The 24,566-nt window shown below is 67.0% G+C and carries 19 protein-coding genes; 11 read left to right on the forward strand and 8 right to left on the reverse strand.

All coding sequences use genetic code 11. From position 1 onward, the window contains the following. Window positions 1-27: 27 nt before the first annotated feature. From BN3560_RS05410 to recJ, 3 genes are read right to left on the reverse strand one after another with little or no spacing between them, the layout of a single operon-like run. Window positions 28-687, reverse strand: a complete 660-nt coding sequence (locus BN3560_RS05410; protein WP_096227292.1) for an MBL fold metallo-hydrolase — start codon at window positions 685-687, stop codon at window positions 28-30. A 14-nt stretch (window positions 688-701) separates the two neighbouring features. Beyond that, on the reverse strand, window positions 702-3,110 hold the full coding sequence (locus BN3560_RS05415) for a RelA/SpoT family protein (RefSeq protein WP_096227293.1): 2,409 nt from the start codon (window positions 3,108-3,110) through the stop codon (window positions 702-704). A 24-nt stretch (window positions 3,111-3,134) separates the two neighbouring features. Continuing rightward, entirely contained in the window at window positions 3,135-6,509 is a 3,375-nt protein-coding gene (recJ, locus tag BN3560_RS05420) for a single-stranded-DNA-specific exonuclease RecJ (RefSeq protein ID WP_096228596.1), read from the reverse strand. 297 nt (window positions 6,510-6,806) lie between these two features. Here recJ and BN3560_RS05425 point away from each other — a divergent pair, with 297 nt between their 5' ends. The 7 genes from BN3560_RS05425 (at window position 6,807) to BN3560_RS05455 (ending at window position 13,778) form a co-directional block, all read left to right on the forward strand. After that, window positions 6,807-7,559, forward strand: a complete 753-nt coding sequence (locus BN3560_RS05425; RefSeq protein WP_227115018.1) for an RNA polymerase sigma factor — start codon at window positions 6,807-6,809, stop codon at window positions 7,557-7,559. Next, window positions 7,489-9,408: a hypothetical protein gene (locus BN3560_RS05430; RefSeq protein WP_096227294.1), complete on the forward strand. Its 1,920-nt coding sequence runs from the start codon at window positions 7,489-7,491 to the stop codon at window positions 9,406-9,408. The genes BN3560_RS05425 and BN3560_RS05430 overlap by 71 nt, the downstream gene beginning before the upstream one ends. Window positions 9,409-9,564: 156 nt before the next feature. Further along, complete coding sequence (locus BN3560_RS05435; RefSeq protein ID WP_227115017.1) at window positions 9,565-10,224, forward strand: RNA polymerase sigma factor; 660 nt, start codon at window positions 9,565-9,567, stop codon at window positions 10,222-10,224. 49 nt (window positions 10,225-10,273) lie between these two features. Then, the gene (locus BN3560_RS05440) at window positions 10,274-11,383 is read left to right on the forward strand and encodes a hypothetical protein (RefSeq protein WP_096227295.1); all 1,110 of its coding nucleotides are present in this window, start codon (window positions 10,274-10,276) and stop codon (window positions 11,381-11,383) included. Window positions 11,384-11,491: 108 nt separating this feature from the next. Beyond that, a complete protein-coding gene (locus tag BN3560_RS05445) occupies window positions 11,492-12,193 on the forward strand; it encodes an anaerobic ribonucleoside-triphosphate reductase activating protein (protein WP_096227296.1) in 702 nt (233 codons plus the stop codon). An 81-nt stretch (window positions 12,194-12,274) separates the two neighbouring features. Next, the gene (locus BN3560_RS05450) at window positions 12,275-12,868 is read left to right on the forward strand and encodes an RNA polymerase sigma factor (protein WP_096227297.1); all 594 of its coding nucleotides are present in this window, start codon (window positions 12,275-12,277) and stop codon (window positions 12,866-12,868) included. Further along, complete coding sequence (locus BN3560_RS05455) at window positions 12,852-13,778, forward strand: hypothetical protein (RefSeq protein WP_096227298.1); 927 nt, start codon at window positions 12,852-12,854, stop codon at window positions 13,776-13,778. The genes BN3560_RS05450 and BN3560_RS05455 overlap by 17 nt, the downstream gene beginning before the upstream one ends. 58 nt (window positions 13,779-13,836) lie before the next feature. Here the strand turns inward: BN3560_RS05455 and BN3560_RS05460 are convergent, their stop codons facing one another. Next, window positions 13,837-14,847 carry a PDDEXK nuclease domain-containing protein gene (locus BN3560_RS05460; protein ID WP_096227299.1) on the reverse strand — a complete coding sequence of 337 codons (1,011 nt, stop codon included), beginning with the start codon at window positions 14,845-14,847 and terminating at the stop codon, window positions 13,837-13,839. Window positions 14,848-15,294: 447 nt separating this feature from the next. Further along, window positions 15,295-17,739, reverse strand: coding sequence for a ribonucleoside triphosphate reductase (locus BN3560_RS05465; RefSeq protein WP_096227300.1), 2,445 nt, complete (start codon window positions 17,737-17,739; stop codon window positions 15,295-15,297). A 241-nt stretch (window positions 17,740-17,980) separates the two neighbouring features. Here BN3560_RS05465 and BN3560_RS05470 point away from each other — a divergent pair, with 241 nt between their 5' ends. Then, window positions 17,981-18,298, forward strand: a complete 318-nt coding sequence (locus BN3560_RS05470) for a hypothetical protein (RefSeq protein ID WP_123649911.1) — start codon at window positions 17,981-17,983, stop codon at window positions 18,296-18,298. Between the two features lie 61 nt (window positions 18,299-18,359). Here BN3560_RS05470 and BN3560_RS05475 read toward each other — a convergent pair whose 3' ends face one another. Together BN3560_RS05475 and BN3560_RS05480 are read right to left on the reverse strand one after the other, a co-directional pair. After that, window positions 18,360-18,977 carry a class I SAM-dependent methyltransferase gene (locus BN3560_RS05475; protein WP_224768090.1) on the reverse strand — a complete coding sequence of 206 codons (618 nt, stop codon included), beginning with the start codon at window positions 18,975-18,977 and terminating at the stop codon, window positions 18,360-18,362. A 130-nt stretch (window positions 18,978-19,107) separates the two neighbouring features. Next, the gene (locus BN3560_RS05480) at window positions 19,108-19,695 is read right to left on the reverse strand and encodes a TetR/AcrR family transcriptional regulator (RefSeq protein WP_157780547.1); all 588 of its coding nucleotides are present in this window, start codon (window positions 19,693-19,695) and stop codon (window positions 19,108-19,110) included. A gap of 191 nt (window positions 19,696-19,886) precedes the next feature. On the opposite strand from BN3560_RS05480, the gene BN3560_RS05485 reads away from it, so the two are divergent. The 3 genes from BN3560_RS05485 to BN3560_RS05495 all read left to right on the forward strand — a co-directional run bounded on the left by BN3560_RS05485 (window position 19,887) and on the right by BN3560_RS05495 (window position 22,972). Further along, the gene (locus tag BN3560_RS05485) at window positions 19,887-21,101 is read left to right on the forward strand and encodes a diphosphate--fructose-6-phosphate 1-phosphotransferase (protein WP_096227303.1); all 1,215 of its coding nucleotides are present in this window, start codon (window positions 19,887-19,889) and stop codon (window positions 21,099-21,101) included. A 142-nt stretch (window positions 21,102-21,243) separates the two neighbouring features. Further along, window positions 21,244-22,533: a glycoside hydrolase family 3 protein gene (locus BN3560_RS05490; protein ID WP_227115016.1), complete on the forward strand. Its 1,290-nt coding sequence runs from the start codon at window positions 21,244-21,246 to the stop codon at window positions 22,531-22,533. Between the two features lie 115 nt (window positions 22,534-22,648). Then, window positions 22,649-22,972 carry a heavy metal-binding domain-containing protein gene (locus BN3560_RS05495; RefSeq protein ID WP_087190114.1) on the forward strand — a complete coding sequence of 108 codons (324 nt, stop codon included), beginning with the start codon at window positions 22,649-22,651 and terminating at the stop codon, window positions 22,970-22,972. Here the strand turns inward: BN3560_RS05495 and BN3560_RS05500 are convergent. Then, window positions 22,969-24,270, reverse strand: a complete 1,302-nt coding sequence (locus tag BN3560_RS05500) for an MFS transporter (protein ID WP_096227304.1) — start codon at window positions 24,268-24,270, stop codon at window positions 22,969-22,971. The two genes, BN3560_RS05495 and BN3560_RS05500, sit on opposite strands and share 4 nt — an antisense overlap. Window positions 24,271-24,566: the final 296 nt, after the last annotated feature.

Consider the following 24,566-nt stretch of genomic DNA (forward strand, 5'->3'; position numbering starts at 1 on the left):
CCCACGCGGCGCCGCCTTGCGGCCGCCTTACGCGTACAGCTTGAACACTCGGCCGCGCTCGGCGCCGATGGTGGTGAGGGCGTTGTGGCCGGGAAGGACGACCGTATCGTCGGGCAGCTGGGCCAGGCGCTTCAGGGAGCGGCGCATGTCGTCCATGCTGCCGCCGATGAAATCGGTGCGGCCGACCGTACCGCAGAACAGCGTGTCGCCCGACACGAGCACGGGAGCGGCGGCCGGGTTCCCGGTGCATTCCGGGTCGAGGTACAGGCAGATGCCCCCCTTCGTATGGCCGGGCGTCGCGATGACCTTCCACGCCATGCCGCCCACCTGGACCTTGTCGCCATCCTTCACGGTGAGGTCGACCGGGCAAGTCTCGAAAGGCCGGTCGTCCCGCGGCAGCTCCTCGTCGCCCGAGATCACCGGGGCGTCGACGGCGGAGGCGATGACGGGTGCGCCCGTCTTCTCGCGCAGGGCACGCGCCGCGCCCACATGGTCGAAATGCCGGTGCGTGAGCACGATGGCGTCCACCTTGCGGCCGTCGAGCGCCTCCAGGATGGCATCCGCCTTGCAGGAGGGGTCGACCACCAAGGTGGACTCCCCGTCCGAGATGAGGTACACGTTGTTCTCAAGCATGCCGAGCACGAGGTACTCCACCGACACGCATGTTCCTTTTGCCTGGTAAGCCATGGGGTGTTCCTTCCCTATTTCTTCTTCTTGCCGCTCTCGCCGGGGAGCATGCGGCGGGCATCGAACACGCCCTCGATGCCGCGCAGCTTGCTCAGGATGAGGTCGATGTGCTTGATGTCCGAAACCTGGAACAAAAAGCGCATCTCGGCCATGCCGTCGCGATGCGACGTGGTGGACGACGACAGCACGTTCGCACCCACCTCGGACAGCGTCACGGCCACGTCGCGCAGCAGGTTCATGCGGTCGAGCGCCTCCACGAACACCTCGATCTGGTACGACGTGCTCTTCGACGGCTCGTTCTCCCACGACACCTCGATGATGCGCTCGGGTTCCGTCATGAGGTCCTGCGCGTTCGGGCAGTCTGCGCGGTGCACCGACACGCCACGGCCGCGCGTGACGAACCCGAGGATCTCGTCGCCCGGCACCGGGTTGCAGCACCGGGACAGGCGCACCAGCACGTCGTCGATGCCCTTCACCACCACGCCGTTGGAGCTGTGGGCCTCGTGCTTTTTCGGGCGCTTCACGCTGGTGAGCATGGGCGGCAGCTTGCCCGTGGACATGTCGCCCGCACCCAGGCCCACCGTCTCGGCCGCCTCGTTGCCCTTGTCCACCAGTATCTTGAGCAGGCGGTTCGCCACGTGCTGGGCGCTCTCCTTACCCGTGCCGATGTTCACGAGCATGTCGTCGGGATCGTTGTAGCCCAGATGCTCCGACACCGACTTCACCGCGCGCATGGACTGCGCGCTGGAGATGCCCAGGCCATGCTTGCGCATCTCGCGCGTGAGCTTGTCGCGGCCGTTCTGCAGATCGTCGCCGCGGCTCACCTTGCTGAAGTACGAGCGTATCTTGCTGCGTGCGCTCGGCGTCTTCACCAGGTTCAGCCAGTCGCGCGAAGGGCTCGCGCTCTTCTGCGTGAGGATCTCCACGCGGTCGCCCAGCTGCAGCTCGTAGGTGAGCGGCACGATGGCGCCGTTCACCTTCGCGCCCACGCAGTGGTTGCCCACCTCGGTGTGGATGGCGTAGGCGAAATCAACCGGCGTTGAGCCGGCGCGCAGGCTCATGGCCTCGCCCTTCGGCGTGAACACGAACACCTCGGACGGCGCCAGATCCACTTTCAGGTCTTTCAGGAACTCGCGCGAGTCCTGCGTCTCGTCCTGCCAGTCGACCATCTGGCGGAGCCACGCCAGCTGCTGGTCGATGGCATCGCCGCTCTTGCCGCCCTTCTCCTTGTAGCGCCAGTGCGCGGCCACGCCGTACTCGCTCTGGCGGTGCATGTCCTCGGTGCGGATCTGCACCTCGAGCGGGCGTCCCGCCGGGCCGATGACCGTAGTGTGCAGGCTCTGGTACATGTTGTACTTCGGCATGGCGATGTAGTCTTTGAAACGGCCGGGCATCGGGTGCCACAGCGTATGGACCGCGCCGAGGGCCGAGTAGCAGTCCTTCACCGACGGCACGATGATGCGCACGGCAATGAGGTCGTAGATCTCGGAGAAGCCCTTGCCCTTCTGCGTCATCTTCTGGTAGATGGAGTAGAGGTGCTTCGGGCGGCCCATGATCTGGGCCTGGATGCCCACCTTCTCCATCTCGTCGTGCAGGATGCCGATGATCTGGTCCAGGTAGCCCTCGCGCTCGGCGCGGCTCTCCGTGACCATGCGGCTGACCTGCTTGTACTTGTTCGGCTCCAGGTAGTAGAACGACAGGTCCTCAAGCTCCCACTTGATGTTGTTGATGCCCAGCCGGTGCGCGATGGGCGCGTAGATCTCCAGCGTCTCGCGCGCCTTGAAGATGCGGCGGTCCTCGCGCAGGGCGCCCAGGGTGCGCATGTTGTGCAGGCGGTCGGCCAGCTTGATGACGATGACGCGGATGTCCTTGCTCATGGCCACGAACATCTTGCGGATGGTGGCGGCCTGCTCGTCGGACAGGCTCTCCACCTCGATGCGCGTGATCTTCGTCACGCCCTCCACCAGCTGGGCCACCTGCTCGTTGAACTCGACGGCCACCTGCTCGGTGGTGACGCACGTGTCCTCGACGGTGTCGTGCAAGAGCGCCGCGCAGAGCGTTTCCACGTCCATGCGCAGGTCCGCCAGGATGATGGCCACCTCCACGGGGTGCGCCACGAACGGCTCGCCGCTCTTGCGGCACTGGCCCTCGTGCGCCTCGCTGGCGAACTGGAACGCCTTGGCGAGCAGCGCCTGATCGGGCTCGGAGAGGTAGGCGGACGTGAGCCGCTGGAGCTCGGCGAAGCGCTCCTCGGGCGTCTCCGTGCGGTGCGGGTTGCGCGCGTCGGCGCGCCCTTCGGAGGCGAACGCCTTCTGGGCCACGTGGGGGCGGCCCAAGAGGTCGTCCTCGACCGTCTGCTTATGCGACGCCTGTTCGAGCGGCTCCCCCAGCAGCTCTTCGCGCTTGTGATCGGCTTTGCCCATAACGGTGCGCCTCCTTTCCTCGTCCTAGCGCGTTCCACGCGGCGCGGAGCCCGGCAGGATGGGGCGCGAGACACGCACGTGCAGGCTGGCTGCGTCGGTGCCCATCGCCCAGTCGCGGAACGCGCTGAATATAGCGCGCTCGCCCAAGCCCTCGCGGTAGCGCACGCTGTCGGTGAGCTCCACCTTGCTGGCGGTGTCCACCACACGGATGGAGCGGGTGATCTCGCCCGACGCGTAGGCCGTGTGCGTTTCGATGAGCCCCAGCTCGCGGAACACGGCCACGCCGCATGCCGCCGACTGGGAGCTCACGGCGTGCCCGCCCTCGCTGGCGAGCTTGGCCAAATCCACGTTGCCCAGCGTGAAGAACCCGTCGCCGTGATCGCGCTGCAGCGCGCGCAGGCGGCGGTACACCTGGGCCAGGCAGTCGTGGTCGGGCGTCATGTCGCGCAGCACCTGCTCGTTCACGCACGCATCGCCGCGACCGAACAGCAGGTGCACCTGCGCGGCGGCGCCGTCGCGGCCGGCACGGCCGCTCATCTGGTTGAACTCCACCTCGTTGTACGGCAGGTGGTACAGCACCACGTGCCGAATGTTTGGTATGTTCACGCCCTCGCCGAAGGCGGACGTGGCCACGAGCACCTTGAGCGCATCGGTGCGGAACAGCTGCTCCACCCGTGCGCGCTCGGCACGCGTGAGGCCCGCGTTGTAGAAGCCGATGAGCGGCGCCATCTGCGGCACGCGCTTGCGCAGAGTGCGCGCCACGGCCACCGACTGCTCGCGCGAGTTCACGTACACGACCGTCTTCTCGCCGCCGGCCACGAGGTTCGCCAGGTAGTCGTCGCGGTTCTTCAGGTTGCGCCGGTCGTCCACGCCCAGGTTCGCGCGTTCCGTCTCGTCGAGCACGAGCTCGTCGAGCGGCAGGGCGCCTCGGATGGCGTCGGCTATGCCGTCGTCGGCCGTGGCGGTGAGCGCGAGCACCGTGGGCGCGGGGCGGCCCGCCGTGCGGACGCCGGCGGCCAGCTGCTCCACGGCCTGCCCGATGGCGGCATAGGCGGGGCGCTGTCCCGCGCGGGCCAGGCCGATGTGGTGCGCCTCGTCCACCACCACGAAGCCCACGCGGCCCGGGCGCGCGAACTCCCCGGCGTGGTAGCCCAGGAACTCGGGCGTGGTGAGCACGATGTCCACCGAGCCGTCCGCAAGCCCCGCGAACGTCTGGCGGCGCTCCTCGGGCGTGCTCTCGCCCGTGAGCACCGCCACGGCGATGCCGAAGGGCTCCAGCGCCTCGTTCAGGTGGAACGCCTGGTCGGCGATCAGCGCGCGCAGCGGGTACACGAACAGGCTGGCCGTGCCCTCGCGCAGGGCGCGCTCGGCCGCATGCACCTGGAACAGGAGCGACTTGCCGCGCCCCGTGGCCATGACGGCCAGCACCGAGCGGCCCGCGTCCAGGCAGTCGAGCACGGTGCGCTGCGACGCATGGAGCGAGCCGTCCCCGATGATGGCCCGCACGATGTCGGCCTCGAGGCCCGCCGGGTCCTCGTGCGCACGGCGCTCCCACTCGGCGCGCCGCGCGGCGCGGGCCGCCTCGTAGGCCTCGATGTCCTCGGGGTTGTGGGCCACGTCGGCGCAGAGCTCCGCATCGCTCGTGGCGTACAGGTCGGCCACGAACGAGCGCTCCACCGGGTCGAGGCACGCCTCGAGCGCGCAGCATGTGCGCGCGGGGGCGAGCGACTGCAGCATGGCCTTCACCGAGCGGCGGCCGCGCCATTCGTCTATCTGCACCTCGAACGCGGCGTTGACCACGCTGTCGGTGTGCATGAGCGCCTCGATGTCCGTGCAGTGGAACATGATGCCGGCCACCGTGTTGCGTCCGTCGGAAAGCGCGCACGAGAAGTGGTTCTTCTCCGCGCCCACCGCGCGGCAGTTCGCGAGGGTGACGTCGCGCGCGAGGAAGCACGGCACGGGGTTCTCCTGGCCGAAGGGGGCGAGCGTGTCCAGCTTCTCCACGTTCTCCAGCGTGAGCTCGCCGAGCGCGACGCAGGCGTCGATCTCGATGAGCGGGTGGAACGCGCCCTCGGGCAGCTCGTCCATGTAGGCGCACAGGCGGCGCTCGAACTCCGGCAGGTTGGCCGTGGGCAGGGTGACGCCCACGGCGGCCTCATGCCCGCCAAAACGCGTGACCAGGTCGGATGCGGCCTCCACGGCCTTGAACAGGTTCACCTGGCCCACGCTGCGGCCCGAGCCGCGCGCCTCGTCGCCGGTTATGGTGAACAGCAGGCTGGGCACGCCGTAGGTGTTCACCAGGCGGCTGGCCACGATGCCCTTCACGCCCTCGTGCCAGCCGTCCCCCGACACCACGAGCGCGCGCTGGCCACGGTAGACGTCGGCAGCCTGGGCCTTCGCTATCTCGGAGAGCTCGGCCTCGATGGTGCGGCGCTGGTCGTTCACGGCCTCGAGCTCGGCCGCCAGACGGCAGGCGGCGTCGAAGTCGTCGGTCATGAGCAGGTCGAGCGCCAGCTGCGCGTCGCCCATGCGTCCGGCGGCGTTGAGGCGCGGAATGAGCGAGAAGCTGAGGTTCGTGGCGGAGACGGGCTTGTCGGCCGCGCCGCTCGAGCCCAGCAGCGCCGCGATGCAGGGGCGCGGGGCGCTGTTCATGCGGCGGATGCCGTCGGACACGAGCGCGCGGTTCTCGCCGCGCATGGGCATGAGGTCGGCCACCGTGCCGAGCGTGGCCAGGTCGGTGTAGCTTCGCCACAGGTGTGGGTAGCCGAAGCGGCCGCCCAGCACCTGCACGAGCTTCAAGGCCACGCCCACGCCGGCCAGGATGGCGCTCTCGCAGTTCTCGTCGCACTTCGGGTCGGCCACGGGCACGTCCTCGGGCACGAGGTCGACCGGCTCGTGGTGGTCGGTGACGGCCAGGCCCACGCCGGCGGCCACGATGGCGGCCGCCTCCGCCTTGCAGGCGATGCCGCAGTCCACCGTGACGATGAAGTCGGGGTTGAGCGTGCGGGCGCGCGCGAAGGCGGCCTCGGTCAGGCCGTAGCCCTCCTCGAAGCGCCGCGGGATGAACGGGTCGGCGTGGGCGCCGAGCGCACGCAGGCCGCGCGTGAGCACGGACGTGGCCGAGATGCCGTCGAGGTCGAAGTCGCCGAACACGAGGATGCGGCCGTCGGCGCGCATGACCTGCTCCAACGCGTCCGCCACCTCGGACAGGCCGGGTATGGTGTAGGGATCGAGCCAGTCGCGGTCGAGCGAGGGCTCCAGGAAGGCGCGGACCTCGGAAGGCTCGGAGATGCCGCGCGCGACGAGCGTCGCGGCCACGAAACGCGGAAGCCCCAGCCCGCGCTCGATGCGCGAGACGGCGGCGGGGTCGGCCGCTTTGATGTTGAACTGGGCAGACATGGCGCTCATACCTCACATGCGAAGAGTAATATTTCACGCCCCATTGTCCCACAATCGGCGCGAGCTGTCACCGCAGGGAACGAAGCGTGCACGAGAAGAAAACGGAGGGCGTTCGAGAGGGCGCCCTCGGCCGACGGGCGACGGTTGTTCTCGCCGAGGGTGCCCCCGCTGCCGCCGGGCGGTCGCGACCGCATCTGCACGATCGGCGTCTGCCCGCGGAGGGTGCGCCGACACGATTTTCCCCACCGCGAACAATCGCGGCGCTTCGTTCGTGTTATGGTCGAGGAGGTGAAACCCATGCCCGAACATATCCCCTGCAGCCACGACTCGGCGGACGCCGACGGCCTGCGCCCCGATGCGTTCCTCGAGGATGCCATGCACCGCTGGGGCGACACGGTGCTGCGGCTGGCGCTGAGCCAGCTGCGCGACGCCTCCGATGCCGAGGACGTGTTCCAAGACGTGTTCGTCCGCCTGCTCAAGGACCGCACGGCGTTCAACGACGACGAGCACCTGAAGGCGTGGCTGCTGCGCGTGACCATCAACCGTTGCCGCGACATCGGGCGCTCGGGATGGAAACGCCGCAACGAGCCGCTTGCAGAACGCCATGCGGCCCTGGCCGTCGAGGCTCCCGACCTGCTGGAATCCGACATCTGGAACGCCATCGGCGCCCTCCCGCCCGACCTGCGCGCCGTGGTGCACCTGCACTACGTGGAGGGCTATTCCACCGACGAGGCGGCCGCCCTCGTGGGATGCCGCCCCTCCACGGCGCGCACGCGCCTTCACCGCGCCCGCAAGCACCTGAAGGCCGCCCTCGAGACCGCGGACCTCGCAGGCCGCCCTGCGCCCTGCCAACCTGCAGGCGCATCGCTCGCGGACGACGGCTCCGCTTTTTCGCGCCCCGCCCGCAGCACGTTCGCAAGCACCCGGCCCGCGCGCCCCGCAACCACCGATTCCCCGTCTTCCGGAAAGGAGGCCGACCATGAGCCAGGACCCCTTCAACGATTATGCTGCGAAGATGCAGGAGGTGAGAACCTCCGACCGCCTGCGTGACGAAGTGCTGAAGAAGGCGGCGGCCGAACGACGGGCCGCAGGCGCAACCGGGAAGGTGCCCGCAGGCAGCGGCGCAGCTTGCAACGAGGCGCGGCCGTGCGCGGGCCCGGGCGCATCTTCGCACAGCGGATCCGCCCGCAAGCCCAGCGCTCGTCCGCGCGCCAAACGGCCCGCGATCCGCAGGCTCGCCCTGGCCGCCTGCCTGGCCGCACTCGCGGCGGTCGTGGGCATCTCGCTCGCGTGGCCGCAGGGAAGCGGTTCCCTGCCTGCGGGGATATCCCCCACCGCGTTCGCCGTGAAGGCCTACGGCGCGGTTGACGACACCCTGTTCCCCACCGGCTCGAACGGCACCATCGTCTTTAACTGCGAGACGGAGACGCAGCGCATGATCCCGCCCGAAGGCGACGAGTACGCCAACGAGGGCTTCTACACCGGCTGCGTGTTCAGCGTGGAGGGCGACAACATCGCCCGCGTCCAGGCGAACGTGTCGCGCGGCGAGCTGTACCGGGTGACGAGCAAGGTATGGTCGCGCGAGAACGACCCGGAGTTTGTAAAGGAAGTCAACAGTTGGAAACCCTATAAGATCGGGCAGGGAGAGCTGCTGGGAAAGTACGACTACGTGGCCGGCGTTCTGTATTACGGCACCATCGAACCCGGCGACGAAAACGTGGGGAAAGACCGCAATGACCCCAGCAGAACGGGCAAGTCCAACCTTTACCAGCGGCTCGGGTCCACGGTCGACACCTCCGCCATGGACGCGCCCGAAGCGAGCGCAAGCGAGTACCGCTTCGGGCTGTGGACGAACGAGCCGTTCGATGCCGTTGAGAACGATCGCGGGGAGCTTGACGGGCTGGCCAGCATGAACGCCGCCCTCGACACGCTCGACGGCGCACAGCTCACCATCACCGTCACGTTCACGGACGGCCGCACGGCCACGCAGGTGGTAGACCTGCACGCCGCCGATTTCAAAGCCAACATCATCGAGACCGCCGACGGGGTGAACCACGTGCTGGAGCTGGTGCCCCAGATCACCACCGAGGCGAAGAAGACCACGGACGAGTTCTGGGAGGCCTACAACCAGGGCATCGCCTCCATCCACACGCTGTACGGCACGGTCGCGAGCGAGACGGACGAGCCGTTCCCCTGCGGCGAGGCGTCGTACCCCTTCCTCACCGAACCGCTCACGCAGCCGCGAGAGCTCGAACTGCCGCCCGAGACCTCGCCCGATGGCGATGCATCCAACAGCAAGTCCAACGTGCCGCCGGGCCCGACCATCGAGAAGGGCAACGTCGCCGACCTCGCGTCCATGCAGCCGTACCACGAGGCAGACACCACGACCACGTTCGAGCGCGTCGAACGCCTGGACGGGTTGCCCGAGGGCGTGGCGGTGGAGGACCTCATCCTGTACTACGAAGGCAGCGGCGGCCGGCGCGACGAGGAGACCGGCAGCATCGATGTGCGTGGGAAGTTCTCCATCGCGGCCGACGGAACGCTGTCGCCCGGCTTCTCGTACGTGCTGATCACAAAGACGGTGACGAACAACTCCAGCGAGCAGGCCGACGTGTTCCTGACCCAAGGGTTCTTCGTCACGCTCCAGCCGGACGGCGGCAATCGGTACACTTCCGGGAGAGACATGCTCTCCGAGGCGATCTGGCGCAGCGGCCACGATGGACCCGCCTGGGAATCGCACTACTACTTCCAGATGATGGAACCTGGCGAGACGCGCGAGGTATCGGTGCTGTATGTGATCAGCGATGAGATGCTGGCCAACCCCGGATTCTCGTTCGTGTACTACGGCCACGAAGACATGCCCGGCGTGCTGGCCTTCCGCATCGGAGCACTCGGATAGGCACCGGCCGTTCTCAATGGGGAGGGGCCTCGCCCCTCCCCTTCTCGCGAACGCCGCTCCCCGTTATGGGGTGCGGCGTTCTTTTTAGTGCGGCTTTTCCTTTCTCTGAAACATTCCCTCCTTCTTGATCGTATGCTTCTTCAAGGAGGTGAAACCATGCCGAACCATGAACGAGCGGAAGACGGGGCGTTGCGAGAGCCCGCGGCGCTGCGGCAAAGCGGGGCGAACCCGCATCCCGAGGCGTTCCTCAGGCAGGCCATGGCCGATTGGGGCGATGCGGTATACCGGCTGGCGCTCGGCCAGACCAGATCGCGCGCCGACGCGGAGGACGTGTACCAAGACGTGTTCCTGCGGCTGCTGGACAGCGGCACGGCTTTCGAGAGCCCTGAGCATCTGAAGGCATGGCTGCTGCGCGTGACCGTGAACCGGTGCCGCGACCTGGCACGGTCGGGCTGGAAGCGCCGCACAGTCGCGCTCGACCCCGAATGGGACGCGCCCGACTCCCCCGCGCGCGACGACGAGGACGCCGCCGTCTGGGACGCCGTGGGCCAGCTGCCCGAGCAGCAGCGCACGGCCGTGCACCTGCACTACGTGGAGGGCTACTCGACCGAGGAGATAGCGAGCGCACTGGATTGCCGGCCCGCGACGGCACGCACCTGGCTGTTCCGCGCCCGGGCGCGCATCAGGGAGCTGATGGAGGCCGACGCTGCCGAAGGCGCGCCCGCAACGCTCCCGAACAGCGGAAACGCGTCCGCGACCAGCGGCACGCCCACCCTGCCGCGGCCGCCCAACGCCGCAGCGCTGACCGCCGAATAGCCCCCCCCCCGACTGACCACTCCATCCTCCCCTTGAAAGGAGGCACCCTATGAGTACCGACCCCTTGGACCGCTACCAGTCCATGATGCACGACACCCATGTGCCTGCCCACCTGCCCGACCAGGTGCTCGAACAGGCCCGCGCCCGGCTGGCTGCCGATAAGGTCGAATCAGCCGCAGCGGCAAGCTGCAGCGCCCGTGCGGCCAACGCAACCCGCACGCCGCAGCCGAGCGCTCCCACTCCGACACGCGAGGCGCCTGCAACTCCCGTGTTCTCCGTGAAGCGCAGCCGCATGAAGGGCTTCGCCCTAGCCGCCTGCACCGTGCTAGCCCTGGGCCTGGGCGGCACGGCCATCGCGCTGGGACTGCCCGGCCTGGTTGGGAACGACGACGTCCCGGCAGTCGCCAACTCGTTCCAGCTGGCCGCCTTCGCCGACGAGGGCGGGACGCCGGCGAACGGGCCGGTTACGTTGAGCTCCCAGGATTTCATGCTCATGCGCGCGTCGACCGGACCCCTCTTCGATGCCGAAACTGGTTCGTATCCGGGCCCTATCGTGGCATCGCGCGCCTACAACCTGAACCTCACCTGCTCGGGCGAGAACATCGCCTCCATTACCTACGAGCTTCAGGGCGAAGGGGTCTCCTTCAACAACTGGCAGCTGACGAGCGAGTACCTTGAATCGAACGGCGAACCCGAGGTGGGAAGCGCCGTGGCAACCGCAGACCAAGACAGTACGTTCACCGTCGATTACCACGACCAGGACATGAGCGCCATCGATCGCGTACACCATGAAATCTGCCTGAGCTACGTGCTCGAGGGCAGCGACAGGCAGGCGTGGGACGAGCTCCAAGCCAGCACCGCCCAGCCTCGGGTTCCGCGCGACAACATGACCGAAGAGGAAATCGCCGCATGGAACGAGGCGTCTGACAAATTCGAGCTTGTACTCGGCCAGCATGATGCCGAGATAATCTCGCAGGCCAAGATCGCCATCACCGCCACGTTCAACGACGGAACAACCGCAACCAAAACCTACCGGCTTGTCCCCGTGGACGACTTCGAACAGGCGTACTCCGCGTACCTTGCAGACCGCTTCTCCACCGATGGTGCTGCCGAGCCGAACCGTCCCGTCCTCTACACGCTCGAGGAAGTGACCGGTTAGACGGCGCGTCCAACCGGGCCGCGTTTGCGGAATGCGGCCGTGCGTCCTATGATGTCGGGAGCCCGAACGGTGTTCGGGCTCCCGTTCTCTTGTCCAAGGAGCCGACCCATGAGAATAGCCGGATTGCAGAAGCTGACATTGTTGGACTTCCCCGAGCACACTGCGGCCACCGTTTTCCTCCCGGGATGCAACTTCCGCTGCCCCTTCTGCCACAACGCCGCGCTCGTGCTGGGCGCGGGCGATGCAACCGGCGATACGCCGGTCGAGGAGTTCTTCGCGTTCCTAGACAAGCGGCACGGCCTGCTCGACGGCGTGTGCATCACCGGCGGCGAGCCGCTGCTCCAGCCCGAGCTGGCCGATTTCTGCGCCCGCATCAAAGGCGCGGGCTTCGCGGTGAAGCTGGACACGAACGGCAGCTTTCCCGACCGGCTGCGCGAGCTCGTCGAAAGCGGGCTCGTGGACTATGTGGCGCTGGACGTGAAGAACGCGCCCGAGCGCTACGCGGAAACCGTCGGCGTACCCGGCTTCGACCCGGCGCCCGTCGCCGCATCGGTCGATTACCTGCTCGCCGACGCGGTGCCCTACGAGTTCCGCACCACCGTCACGCGCGAGCTGCACGGGGCGGCCGACCTTGTGGCGCTCTCCCGCTGGATCGCCGGCGCCCATGCCTGGCACCTGCAGAGCTTCGTCGACGCCGACACCGTACTTGCCGGCCCCGGCGCCCTGCACGCCTGGAACCCCGACGACCTCGAGGCCCTCCTTCCCGAACTGCGCAAAGCCATCCCCAACACCCAGCTGCGCGGCGTGTAGAAGAGCGCACGCGACGAATTTTTGCCTTTCTTCGGAACAATCGGGACGCCTCTCCCGTATTGTCTGCAGAGAGGTGAATGCATGCACATTCCGTTTAAGCGCAAAACGGGCCGTACCGATGCGGCCGACAACCCTTGCCCGCTTCGTTCGGACGCGTTCCTGAAACGCGCCATGGATGCGTGGGGCGACACGGTGTATCGAGTGGCGCTCGCGCAGACGGGTTCGCCGAGCGACGCCGACGACGTGTACCAAGACGTGTTCATGCGCCTGCTGGAGCACACGGCCGCCTTCGAGAGCGACGAACACCTGAAGGCGTGGCTGCTGCGCGTCACCATCAACCGCTGCCACGATATCGCGCGGCTGAGCTGGAACCGCCGCACCGGCGGGTTGGAGCAGGAGCTCATCGACATTCCCGCGCCCGATGCCTTCCGGGCGGATATCTGGGAAGTTGTCGGCGCGTTGCCGCCCGACCTGCGCACCACCGTTCACCTGCACTACGCAGAAGGCTATTCGACCGAGGAGATCGCCCGCATTGCAGGCTGCAAGCCGAGCACCGTCCGCACCCGCCTCCACCGGGCGCGCGAGCGCCTTCGGACAACGTTGCTGGACGAGCAGCTTGAGCAAGCTGGCAGCACCGTGTCGAGAAAGGAGCCGGACCATGGCCGAACAGCATAACCGTCCTCAACCTCCCACCCTCGACGACTACCAAGCCATGATGAGCGATTTGCGTGCTCCCGAGCAGTTGAGAGAAGCCGTCCTCAAGGAAGCCCGCGCGCGTCGTGGCGGTGCGAGCACCGCAGCAACGGGAAAGGGCCCCAGCCGCCCGTCTGTGTTTTTCAGGCATCATCGGACCAGGATCCTCGTCATAGCCGCCTGCGCTGCCTTGCTGCTCGGTGCGGGCACGACCGCGCTCGCCCTCAACTCGCCGGGCGGGTTCGGCATCGTCAACGACCTCATGGCAGAGCCCCCGTCGCCGGACGAGAACGCTGCAAAAGAACCCGTAGCGAAAGAGAACTCATTGGAGCTCGATACGAGCCAATTCAAAGGCGGCGGAGGCTACAGCGGGCCGTGGTACAACCCTGCCGACGACTCGTTCTGGAGCTACGAATGGGCCGGGTACAAGTATCATTTCAACATACGCTGCACCGGAAACAACATCGAGACCATAACCTACGAGATCGAGGGAGAACGCAGCTATTTCGAGATCATCGACACAACCGTCACGCAGGAGCAGCGAGCGGAGGGCGTCCATGTATACCATTATCCTAAGACCGCCACGTTCGACTTCAGCCACCAAGAATCGATCGACAACACGCGCATCGTTGAAATATATGTTGGGTTCCCCCTTTCGGAATCGGGCCTCGAAGCGTATCGCCGCCTGATGGCCGAGGGTCACTCATACGAGGCTTCCGCACAACTGGATGCCGCCGTCGAAGAAGGGGCCGCACGCGAGCTGACAGGCTCGGTACTCAGCGCGACGGCCACGTTCGCCGACGGCTCGACCCAAACCAAGTCGTATCTCATAGAAGCCCCCGACCTGGGCAACCCGACCAGCTTTACCTTCACCGAAATAACCGGCAACTAGACAGCCGAAGCGAAGGCGCCGGGCGCAGGAGCAGGCCGTTCATACCGTCTCCCGCACCCTACTCGAGGAACAACGCGCTTGTGGGCTCGAGGGCACGCGCTAGCTCCTCCTCGGTGGGGAGGCACAGCGTGTAGCGCGACGCGAACAGGCCTTTGTCATCGGCGAGGGCCGAGTAGCGTGCCACGGTTGCGTCCTTCGTCGCGCAGAGGATGATGCCGATAGTGGGGTTGTCGTCCGGTTGCGTGCAGCGGTCGTCGTACAGGCGCACGTAGAAGTCCATCTGACCGACATCCTGCGGCGTGATCTTGCCCGTCTTGAGGTCTATGAGGACGTAGCATTTCAGGATGCAGTGGTAGAACACGAGGTCGACGTAGTAGCTCTCCGTCTCCGCGGCGATGCGCTGCTGGCGCGCGACGAATGCGAAGCCCCTGCCGAGCTCTAGGAGGAACTCCTGCAGCCGGTCCATGAGCGCCTGCTCCAAATCGTCCTCGCGGTAGTCGGTGCGGCCGCCCATGTCGAGGAAATCGAGCACGTAGGGGTCCTTGAGCAGGCCGTCAGCCTTGGTGGGCGGCTCGAGCACTTTGACCTCCTGCCGGACGGACTCGCGCCCCTCCTCGCGCGTCGCCAAGAGGCGTTCGTAATAGAAGGAGTGGATCTCGCGATCGAGCTGGCGCACCGTCCAGCGCTGATCGACCGCTTCGCGCATGTAGAACAGGCGCTTCCTCTCGTCCTCCACGCGCATGAGCAGGCGGTAGTGAGACCAGCTCAATTGTGAACACAGTGTGTTCACAATTGGAAACGCCAAGTAAAACTGCCGCATGTAGTGAAGGTTCCGCTTGGTGTACGCCCGTCCGAACTCCTTCGTCAGACGTTCGGACAGGTACTCCATGAGATGCTTGCCGTACTCGGCACGGTCGCCCTGCGCCTCCACGATCTGACGGCCGATCTCCCAGTACGCCTCCACCATAGCATCGTTCACGGCAACCGCGGCCTTCTTCCGCGCCGCCTCGAGCGTGCCGCGCACCGAGTCGTACACTGCCGCGTCTTTCCTCGCCATCGGATCGTCCATGCCTCGCTCCTCTCGTCCCCTTCCGGCGCGCCGCCGCGCATGCGCGCGCAAGCGCGGCGGCGCGAAGGGCATTCCGTTGGCTTCGAGGATCTTGCAAGCGTGGTACGGGCGGCGCGGAACCCACCGCCATCTATGGGCATCCCGACGACGAGCGGATTCGGGATGCGCTTGCACTGGCTCGTTTCTGAAGCTATTCTACCACATAAAAGGAACGTTTGTACGTTAATTTTGTTCATTTAGAATTCAGCCCTCGCTGAGTGCCGAATTCGGTACACAACATGCAAAGAACCCTCTCCTCGAGTTTGAGAATTGTGCGCACGCTGTGCGCACAATTCGGAACTCAGCGTGTTCCGAATTCGCTACACACGGTGTAGCGAACTTCTCCCTCCATCAAAAAGGGCCGGATCGCATCGACCCGGCCCTCAACCTGCTTGCTTGCTCGGCGCCTTACGCCACCACTTGGGCGCGCATCGCGTTGACCTTCTGGAACACCGCCGCCGCGCCGGCCGTCACCTCCACGGTACCGTCCGCACCCACCTCGAGCAGCGTCGGCGCCTGCATGATGCGATAGCGCTGCGCCAGCTCCACGTTCTCCTCGGCCAACAGCTCCTCGTAGGCGATGCCGGCGGCATCCATCTCGGCCGCCGCGAACTTGCAGTTCGGGCACGTGCGCGTTGCTACCAGGTACAAACCAGCAGGCAGCGCACTGTGCTCGGGCGCGGTCGCCGGCTCTTCGATGCCCGAAACCGTCACGTGCGAGCCGGCCTGGCCGGCGGTCTCGGCTGCCGCCGTCACGGCCACGGCGCCTTCGCGCGTCAGATGCGAATGCCCCAGGTCGTACTCCACGCGGTCGGCGAACTCCTGAGACTTGCCGTCGTTCCAGTTCTTCACCGGGCGATAGTAGCCGGTGATGCGCGAGTACACCTCGGTCTCCTCGTGGCAGCACGGGCACTCGTACACCTCGCCGGCGATGTAGCCGTGGTTCTTGCACACGGAGTACGTGGGCGACATGGTGTAATACGGCAGCTTGTAGTTCTCGGCGATCTTGCGCACGAGCGTGGCGGCCGCCTTCCAGTCGGGCAGCTTCTCGCCCAAGAACGCATGGAACACGGTGCCGGACGTGTAGAGCGTCTGCAGCTCGTCCTGCACGTCGAGCGCGCTGAAGATGTCGTCGGTGAAGCCCACCGGCAAATGCGAGGAGTTCGTGTAGTACGGCTTGCCCTGGTCGTTGGCCGAGATGATGTCCGGGAACTGCTCCTTGTCGTGCTTGGCGAAGCGGTACGTGGTGCTCTCGGCCGGCGTGGCCTCGAGGTTGTACAGGTCGCCGTACTCCTCCTGGTAGTCGGCCAGGCGGGCGCGCATGTGGTTGAGCACGTCCTTCGTGAACGCCTGCGCCGCCTCCTGCGTCATATCGGCGCGCAGCCAGCTGGCGTTCAGGCACGCCTCGTTCATGCCCACGAGACCGATCGTGGAGAAGTGGTTCTCGAACGTGCCCAGGTAGCGCTTCGTGTACGGGTAGAGGCCCGCGTCGAGCAGCTTCGTGATGACCTCGCGCTTCGTGTGGAGCGAGCGCGCGGACACGTCCATGAGGTGGTCGAGGCGTCGGTAGAAGTCGGCCTCGTCCACCGCCTGGTAGGCGATGCGCGGCATGTTGATGGTCACGACGCCGATGGAGCCCGTGGACTCGCCGCTTCCGAAGAACCCGCCCGACTTCTTGCGCAGCTCGCGCAGGTCGAGGCGCAGGCGGCAGCACATGGAGCGCACGTCGGAGGGCTCCATGTCGGAGTTGATGTAGTTGGAGAAGTAGGGGGTACCGTACTTGCTGGTCATCTCGAACAGCAAGCGGTTGTTCTCCGTCTCGCTCCAGTCGAAGTCGCGCGTGATGGAATAGGTGGGGATGGGGTACTGGAAGCCGCGGCCGTTCGCATCGCCCTCGATCATGATCTCGATAAACGCCTTGTTCACCATGTCCATCTCGGCCTGGCAGTCGCCGTAGGTGAAGCCCTGCTCGCGTCCGCCCACGATGGCCGGCTGGTCGCGCAGGTCGGCCGGGCACACCCAGTCGAGCGTGATGTTGCTGAACGGCGCCTGCGTGCCCCAGCGCGACGGCGTGTTCACGCCGAACACGAACGACTCGACGCACTGCTTCGTCTCCTCGTAGGACAGGCCGTCCGCCTTCACGAACGGCGCGAGGTAGGTGTCGAAACTGCTGAACGCCTGCGCGCCGGCCCACTCGTTCTGCATGATGCCGAGGAAGTTCACCATCTGGTTGCAGAGGCTCGACAGGTGGCTCGCCGGCTTCGACGTGATCTTGCCGGGCACGCCGCCGAGCCCCTCCTGGATGAGCTGCTTGAGCGACCAGCCCGCGCAGTAGCCCGTGAGCATGGACAGATCGTGCAGGTGGATGTCGGCGTCGCGGTGCGCCTTCGCCACCTCGTCGTCGTAGATCTCGGAGAGCCAGTAGTTCGCCGTGATGGCGCCGGAGTTCGACAGGATGAGGCCGCCCACGGAGTACGTGACCGTGGAGTTCTCCTTCACGCGCCAGTCCTCCACTTTGACGTACTGGTCCACAAGGTCCTTGTAGTCCAGCAGCGTCGCGTTAGCGTTGCGCACCTTCTCGCGCTGCTTGCGGTACAGGATGTAGGACTTCGCCACATCGGCGTAGCCGGCTGTGGAGAGCACCTCCTCCACGCTGTCCTGCACGTCCTCTACGCTGACGATGCCGTCCCTGATCTTCGGTTCGAAATGGGCGGTCACGTTGAGGGCCAGGAGGTCGATGGTCGACGGATGGTACTGCTTGCCCAAGGCGTCGAACGCCTTGGCGATGGCGCTTGAAATCTTGGCGATGTCGAATTCCGCGATCTTGCCGTCGCGCTTCTGAACCTCGTACATGGTCGCTCCTTTTTCGCTTGCTTCCGCGTTGCTTCTACGATTGGTCGACCGCGTGCAGCATGGCGCCGGCAGGCGCAGATGGGGTTTGCGATCGGTCGGGAATCGGTAGCCCACACCCTACCAGCGTCGCGCCTCCTCGTCAACTTCTGTCACCCATATGTTGAAGTTCCAAAGAGGTGAACCAACTAGATATGGTATGTTTTGCCATCTGGGGTTTTATACGAGCATCCCGGTAAGCTCTATGAAAGGCGACCTGCGGCAACAGAACAAACCTCCCTCCGCACCCCGTGAGCAAGGTGCGGAAAAGGCCACCTGCGGCTATCTGTTTCTCGTGGAATTCGGCGGGCGGAAGCCGGCAGAATGGCGCGGAAGCAGGCGCATCTCAACCGGCGAATGCGCGGCGCACATCGTCCTGCAGACGTTCTTCTTCGCGGACGTCGTCGACGCGCTCGTGCTGTTCTTCCGCGGTCGCGCGCTCGAACGGCGTCCCGGCGCCTTCGCCATCCCCCACAACGTCCCCGCCGTCCCCGCTCCGTGCCAGCGAAAGGACCCGCCATGACCCATCACCCCCTGAGCCGAGCTGCGAGGCGTGGAATGACGCGGACGCCGAAGAAGCGGCTCTACTTGCGCGCCTCCACGAGACACGCCGAGCCTTCGACGCGCCGCCACGCCACGGAGGAGAACCACCGCCCGAGGATGCGCTCGTACTCGCCCTTCGAGTAGATGTGCACGTCGCCCTCGGACGAGAAGCGCAGCGATGCGTTCATGACGGCCCGCACCGGCGCGGGCAGGGTGCAGTCGCCCACCACGAGCAGGCCCCCGGGGCGCATCACCCGCCAGATCTCGAACACCGCCTTCCCGGGATCCGGGTAGTGGTGGAATGAGTCGTTGCAGTACGCTGCGTCGAACGACTCCTCGTGGAACGGCAGCCGCTCGCTGTCGGCTTCCGCGATGCGCGCGCGATCGCCGAAAGCGGCCAAGCTCGCGCGAGCATGCGCCACCATGCCGGGCGCGAGGTCGACACCGGTCACCCGGCGCTTCGGCCCCTGCTCCAGCACGAGCCGCGCGAGCGCGCCCGTGCCGCACCCCACGTCGAGCAGCTCGCCTTCCCGCACGCCATCGAGCGCCGCGAGCACATGCGGGTAGAGCCGGCGCGCATGGGCTCCCTTTTCGGTGCGGTCGTAGTCTGCCGCCTGCGCGTCGAAGGCCTTCCGCGACTTCTCTTTGAGCTGGTCCATGGCGCCCCATCCTTTCATTGAACAAAATTCAATCCCAGTGTCGAAAGAAGCCCGGCTCTGCACCGGGCTTGATCGGGTTGCGTCGCACGGGCGACGGCCCCGATGTTCACCTGAAACATTCGTACGGTTTTCAGGCTTCCGGGCGCTCCGTCTGCGAGTCGATCAGCACGTGCGCGTACTCCCGCAGGCGGGCGACCGTCTGCGCGTCCGCGTCCCCGTGCGCGGAGAGGATGCCGATGTGGCCGTGCAGAAGGAAGCTCGCCAGCGTCTCGGGGTCGCGCACGATGAGGCCCTCGCTGCGGCGCGCCTGCTCGAGAGCCGCCGCCATGTGCGGTTGCACGTGCTCGCACAGCCGCAGGGACAGCTGGCGATGGAAGCCCTCGTTGCCCTGCCGGTGGAAGAAATCGCTGTGGCGTTGGAGCCGCTCGTCGCCGATGTCGTCGTAGAGCGCGTCCACCTTCTCGCGGAATCCCAGGTCGGTGGAGCGCAAGAGGTTCACGAGCCCTTCGGTGCACTCCTCCACGTACCGCTCCATGGCCTCGTCGAGCAGCTTCCGCTTCGAGTCGAAGTAGTGGTACACGAGCCCCGGCGCAGTGCCCATGCGCCGGGCGATGTCCCGCATGGACACGCCCTCGAGCCCCTTCTCCGCGAACAGGTCCATGGCCGTGTCGAGAATCTCGCGCCTGCGGTCGTCCGGTGCCTTCACGATGCGCACCATACGCGCCCCTCCTTTCGCTCGCCTCCCCGCCATCGTACCGCTTTATTGAACAAGCGTCAATGAATATTGTTCAGTCATCAAGTCCGTTGCAGATTTCGCGTGGCCTTTCGCGAGGCCAAGGTTGCGAGGCGTTGACGAACTGGCCTCGTCGCGCGATACTCGGCAACTACCGAAGAGAACAGGAGCGCATCATGGCCAACTGCCTCGTCGCGCAATCCGGCGGGCCCACCGCCGTCATCAACTCCAGCCTGGCCGGTGTCGTGCGCGCCAACCAGCTGAACCCCCTGTACGACCGCGTGTTCGGCGGCCTCTACGGCATCGAGGGCACGCTGGACGGGAAGCTCTACGACCTCACCGACCTCACCGGCCGCGACATCGAGCTCTTGCAGCAGACGCCGTCGTCGGCGCTCGGCACGTGCCGCTACAAGCTCAAGCGCGGCAACGACGCCGACTACCATCGCCTTGTTGAGGTCATGGACGCGCACGACATCACGACGATGTTCTACATCGGCGGCAACGACTCCATGGACACCGTGGACGCGCTGGCCGAATGGGCGCACGACAACGCGCCGGGCAAGCGGTTCATCGGCATCCCCAAGACGGTGGACAACGACCTCGTGCCGGTGGACCACTGCCCCGGCTTTCCGAGCGCGGCGAAGGTGGCCTGCGAGATCACGCACGCCACGCGGCTGGATTACGACGCGTACACGCGCCCCGAGGTGTTCGTGCTCGAGGTGATGGGCCGCGACGCGGGCTGGCTCGCCGCGAGCTGCTGCGTCACCGGCGACGTGGATTTGCTCGTGCTGCCGGAGGTGGACTTCGACCGCGAGGCGTTCCTGGCAGAGGTGCGCCGAAAGTTCGACGAGACGGGCAAGTGCTACATCGTCACGTCCGAGGGCGCTCACTACGCGGACGGTGCGTACCTCTCCGCCGGCAACGCGGCCGACGACGGGTTCGCGCACGCCGTGCTGGGCGGTGCCGCAGCCACCATCAAGCAGATGATCGTGGACGCGGGCATCGTGCCGCGCGGCATCGTGCAGGACCTCTCGCGCGCGGCGCGCTCCAGCAACTTCGCGCAGAGCATCGTCGACCGCACCGAGGCATGGGAGCTGGGGCTGAGCGCCCACATGCGCAGCGCCGACCCTGCGTTCACCGGCCAGGTGGTGGGCGTGCGCCGCGACGAGGCGGCGGCTGCGGAGGGGCTCTACAACGCGAAGTTCTTCGCGGCGCCGGCCTCCGAGTTCGCCAACTTCGTGCGGCGCTTCCCCGCCGAGTGGATCCTGCCGGACTACCAGGGCATCGCGCCGGAGGCGCTGGACTACTTCCGCCCGCTCATCAAGGGCGAGCCGCGCGTGGTGATGGACGGCGGCATCCCCGCCACCATCGTGCCGTTCAACCGGCGCTAGGCGGCGGCCGGCGCAACGGAGGAGCCGGGGCCTCGGAGATCGGACGCTCAACTTTCACGTGAAGCTGCGGGGCCTGCGCGAGCGGGCCCCGTCGCGCGCCTATACTTGTTCGCGCTCTCGCCGATTGCGAAGGAGGGGCGTGATGAGCCTGATGGAACGAGGAACCATGCGGAAGAAGGCGGCCGCCGCGGCGCTCGCCTTGATGATGCTCTGCTGCGCCGCCGGGTGCTCCGCGCCTGCGGCGACCGACGCGCCGGAGTCGCCGGAGAGCGAGTTCGGCGGCGTGCGCGACGAGCGCGAGTCGCAGCCCGCCGAGCCTGCGCCCACGCCCACGCCCGCGCCGTCCGCGCCCAAGCCCGCGGCCGTCCCCACGCTCGACGAGCGCACCGCCGAGAATGCGGCTTCCCTCACGCTCGAGCAGAAGGTCGCGCAGCTGTTCGTGGTCACGCCCGAGGCCATCACCGGGGTGGACACCGCCACGCAGGCCGGATCTGCCACGCAGCAGGCGCTCGCCGCCTACCCTGTGGGCGGCCTCGTGTACTTCCAGAAGAACCTGCTCTCAGCCGACCAGACGCGCGAAATGATCGCGAACTCCCAGGCCTTCGCGCAGGGCGCGTGCGGGCTGCCGCTGTTCGTCGGCGTGGACGAGGAGGGCGGCACCGTGAGCCGCATCGGCGGCAACCCCGGCTTCGACATCCCCAACGAGGGGAACATGGCCGACGTGGGCGCGGCGGGCGACACGGCGCAGGCCAAGGCCGTTGCCGCGCGCATCGGCGGCTACCTGAGCGACCTCGGCTTCAACCTCGACTTCGCGCCCGACTCCGACGTCTGCGGCGACCCCTCCACGGACGTCATGGCGCTGCGCTCGTTCGGGACCGACCCCGCGATCGTTGGCAGCATGGTGTCCGCGCAGGTGGAGGGCTTTGCGGAGGCGGGCGTGCTCTGCAGCGCCAAGCACTTCCCCGGCATCGGCGGCGTGATGGGAGACAGCCACGAGGGCGCCATCGTCAGCGAGAAGACGCTCGACGAGCTGCGCGATTGGGAGCTCGCGCCCTTCAAGGCCGCCATCGACGCCGGCGTGCCGATGGTCATGGTGGGCCACCTCACCGCCCCGAACGCGTTCGGCAGCGACGTGCCCGCCTCGCTCAACCCCGCGGCCGTCACCGACCTCCTGCGCGGGGAGCTGGGCTTTCAAGGCCTCGTCATCGCCGACTCGCTCTCCATGGGCGCGGTCGGCGACTTCTGCACCCCCAACCAGGCGGGCGTCGCGGCGCTCGAGGCCGGCGCGGACCTCGTGCTCATGCCGGAGGACTTCGCCGCCGCCTACCAGGGCGTGCTCGACGCCGTGAGCGAGGGCTCCCTCTCCGAGGAACGCATCGACCAGTCGGTTTTGCGCATCGTGAAGGCCAAGCTCGCGCTGGCCGGCGAGTGAGGCAAGGGAAGCGTGCGGTGATTCTCTCGTTCTCGCACGCTCCGGGGGTCGCAGCCTGCTGGGAAATGAGACAATAACCCCGTCCCTTCGTTTCACCCACCTGAAAGGAAGCACCATGATCGTCACCACCACCCCCGCCGTCGACGGCTACCGCGTGAGCGGCTACTACGGCATCGTGTTCGGCGAAGTCATCACCGGCGTCAACTTCCTGCGCGACTTCGGCGCGGGCATCCGCAACATCGTGGGCGGTCGCAGCGAGGGCTACGAGCAGGAGCTCACGCAGGCGCGCTCCGAGGCGCTCGCCGAGCTGGAGCAGCGCGCCGCCGCCCTGGGCGCGCACGCCGTGGTGGGCGTGGACATCGACTACGAGGTGCTCGGCCAGGGCAACATGCTCATGGTGACGGCGTCCGGTACCGCCGTCACGCTCGAGCAGGCCTAGGCGCCCGCTTCGGGAGCCTCCAAGGCAGACGCGGGGGCGGGAGCTCCGCTTGCCGCCCCCGCCTCCGCCGGCAAGCCGCGCTTGAGCACGCGCCTCGTGAGCGCCGCGATGACGAGCGCGGCCGCGACCGTGCCCAGCGCCACCGGCACCAGGTTGCCCCGAAGCGCGTCGAACAGCCCCCCGTACACCAGCTGCCCCACCGGCTGCGCGCAGTTCGCCAAGGACATGGCCAGCGCGATCACCTTCCCCACCAGGTGCGCGGGCGTTTCCAGCTGGATGAACGAGATGCCCTGGATGCTGAACATGGTAGCGCAGGCCATGCAGACGAACAGGCTTGCCACCAGCACCCCGTAGGCGACGAGCGGGTCCAACGGAGCGCCCAGCACCACGGCGATGGGCAGGAGCGCAACGGCCGCCACGAACAGGAACACGGGCGCTTGGCGCAAGGTCAGGCGCTTCGCCAGCACGCCAACCAGGATGCCGCCGGTCAGGCCGCCAAGCGCGAGCGCGCCTTCCGCGAAGCCCATGAACTGGTTCGGCAGCCCGAGTATCTGCGTCACGGTGACCGGCGCGCCGATGATGATGAACGCCGACAGCGTCAGGTTGATGCCCGCCACCAGCAGGATGGTCTTGAGGATGACCGGCCGCTCGCCGCGCAGGAAGGCGAAGCTCTCGGCGATGTCGCCCGCCACCATGCGCAGGACGCCTTGGCTGCGCTCGGCGCGCTGGAAGGGGATGCGCACCACGCACACGATGAGCACGGCCGACACGGCGAAGGCCGCTCCCGCCACCGCCACCACCGGCTCGATGCCGAACAGCCCGAACACGAGCCCGCCTATCACGGGGCCCACCAAACCCGACAGCGCGCTGATCTGGCTCACGATGGCCGTGGCGCGCACGATGCCCTCGCGCGGCGCCACGAAGGGAACCGCCGCCTGCACCGTGGGCTGGTACACGCTCTGCGCGGCGTACAGCACGATGAGCGCGCAAATGCACAGGCCCACGAGGTCCACGGTGCCGTCGAGCGCGAGGAACGCCGCGCACGTGAGCGCCAGCAGCGTGTCGAGCGCGGCCATGATGCGCCGCTTGTTCACGCGGTCGGCCGCCACGCCCCCGATGGGCGTGAGCACGAGGTACGGCAGCCATGCCGCCGCCGACACCGCCCCCATGAGCGCCGCGGAGCCCGTCACGTTCAGCACGTAGAGCGGCAGCGCGAACCGCAGCACCGCGTCGCCGAACAGCGAGGCTATCTGCACGATCACGATCGAGACGAACGACCGGTTCAAAAGCTTGTCCACAGGTTCTTTCCTTTCTTTCATACCTTCGGTTGGTATGTATCTTGGTTAAAAAAGATGCTGAGTCGAGGCAGCGATCCAGCGATGACGAGAAACGCGCGGCAGCGTACCACGGTATGCAGCGGCGCGCAGCGGCCGCGGGGAGCCCTCTCCATTCTGCACCTGCTTTTTCAGTACAAATGTTTCACGTGAAACATCGAGCAGCGGACGAGGTGCAACCGCAGTCGGGCGACAAGGCGCTACCCAAGCAGAGACGCACGACGCAACCGCAGCCGAAAAAACAGAGCACCCCAACCACC

This window comes from Gordonibacter urolithinfaciens, assembly GCF_900199375.1.
Classification (GTDB): domain Bacteria; phylum Actinomycetota; class Coriobacteriia; order Coriobacteriales; family Eggerthellaceae; genus Gordonibacter; species Gordonibacter urolithinfaciens.

Bases quoted from the DNA above. Each gene is read 5' to 3' on its own strand.
- BN3560_RS05410 (WP_096227292.1), bottom strand. From the start codon at position 687: ATGGCTTACCAGGCAAAAGGAACATGCGTGTCGGTGGAGTACCTCGTG.
- BN3560_RS05415 (WP_096227293.1), bottom strand. From the start codon at position 3,110: ATGGGCAAAGCCGATCACAAGCGCGAAGAGCTGCTGGGGGAGCCGCTC.
- recJ (WP_096228596.1), bottom strand. From the start codon at position 6,509: ATGTCTGCCCAGTTCAACATCAAAGCGGCCGACCCCGCCGCCGTCTCG.
- BN3560_RS05425 (WP_227115018.1), top strand. From the start codon at position 6,807: ATGCCCGAACATATCCCCTGCAGCCACGACTCGGCGGACGCCGACGGC.
- BN3560_RS05430 (WP_096227294.1), top strand. From the start codon at position 7,489: ATGAGCCAGGACCCCTTCAACGATTATGCTGCGAAGATGCAGGAGGTG.
- BN3560_RS05435 (WP_227115017.1), top strand. From the start codon at position 9,565: ATGCCGAACCATGAACGAGCGGAAGACGGGGCGTTGCGAGAGCCCGCG.
- BN3560_RS05440 (WP_096227295.1), top strand. From the start codon at position 10,274: ATGAGTACCGACCCCTTGGACCGCTACCAGTCCATGATGCACGACACC.
- BN3560_RS05445 (WP_096227296.1), top strand. From the start codon at position 11,492: ATGAGAATAGCCGGATTGCAGAAGCTGACATTGTTGGACTTCCCCGAG.
- BN3560_RS05450 (WP_096227297.1), top strand. From the start codon at position 12,275: ATGCACATTCCGTTTAAGCGCAAAACGGGCCGTACCGATGCGGCCGAC.
- BN3560_RS05455 (WP_096227298.1), top strand. From the start codon at position 12,852: ATGGCCGAACAGCATAACCGTCCTCAACCTCCCACCCTCGACGACTAC.
- BN3560_RS05460 (WP_096227299.1), bottom strand. From the start codon at position 14,847: ATGGACGATCCGATGGCGAGGAAAGACGCGGCAGTGTACGACTCGGTG.
- BN3560_RS05465 (WP_096227300.1), bottom strand. From the start codon at position 17,739: ATGTACGAGGTTCAGAAGCGCGACGGCAAGATCGCGGAATTCGACATC.
- BN3560_RS05470 (WP_123649911.1), top strand. From the start codon at position 17,981: ATGAAAGGCGACCTGCGGCAACAGAACAAACCTCCCTCCGCACCCCGT.
- BN3560_RS05475 (WP_224768090.1), bottom strand. From the start codon at position 18,977: ATGGACCAGCTCAAAGAGAAGTCGCGGAAGGCCTTCGACGCGCAGGCG.
- BN3560_RS05480 (WP_157780547.1), bottom strand. From the start codon at position 19,695: ATGGTGCGCATCGTGAAGGCACCGGACGACCGCAGGCGCGAGATTCTC.
- BN3560_RS05485 (WP_096227303.1), top strand. From the start codon at position 19,887: ATGGCCAACTGCCTCGTCGCGCAATCCGGCGGGCCCACCGCCGTCATC.
- BN3560_RS05490 (WP_227115016.1), top strand. From the start codon at position 21,244: ATGAGCCTGATGGAACGAGGAACCATGCGGAAGAAGGCGGCCGCCGCG.
- BN3560_RS05495 (WP_087190114.1), top strand. From the start codon at position 22,649: ATGATCGTCACCACCACCCCCGCCGTCGACGGCTACCGCGTGAGCGGC.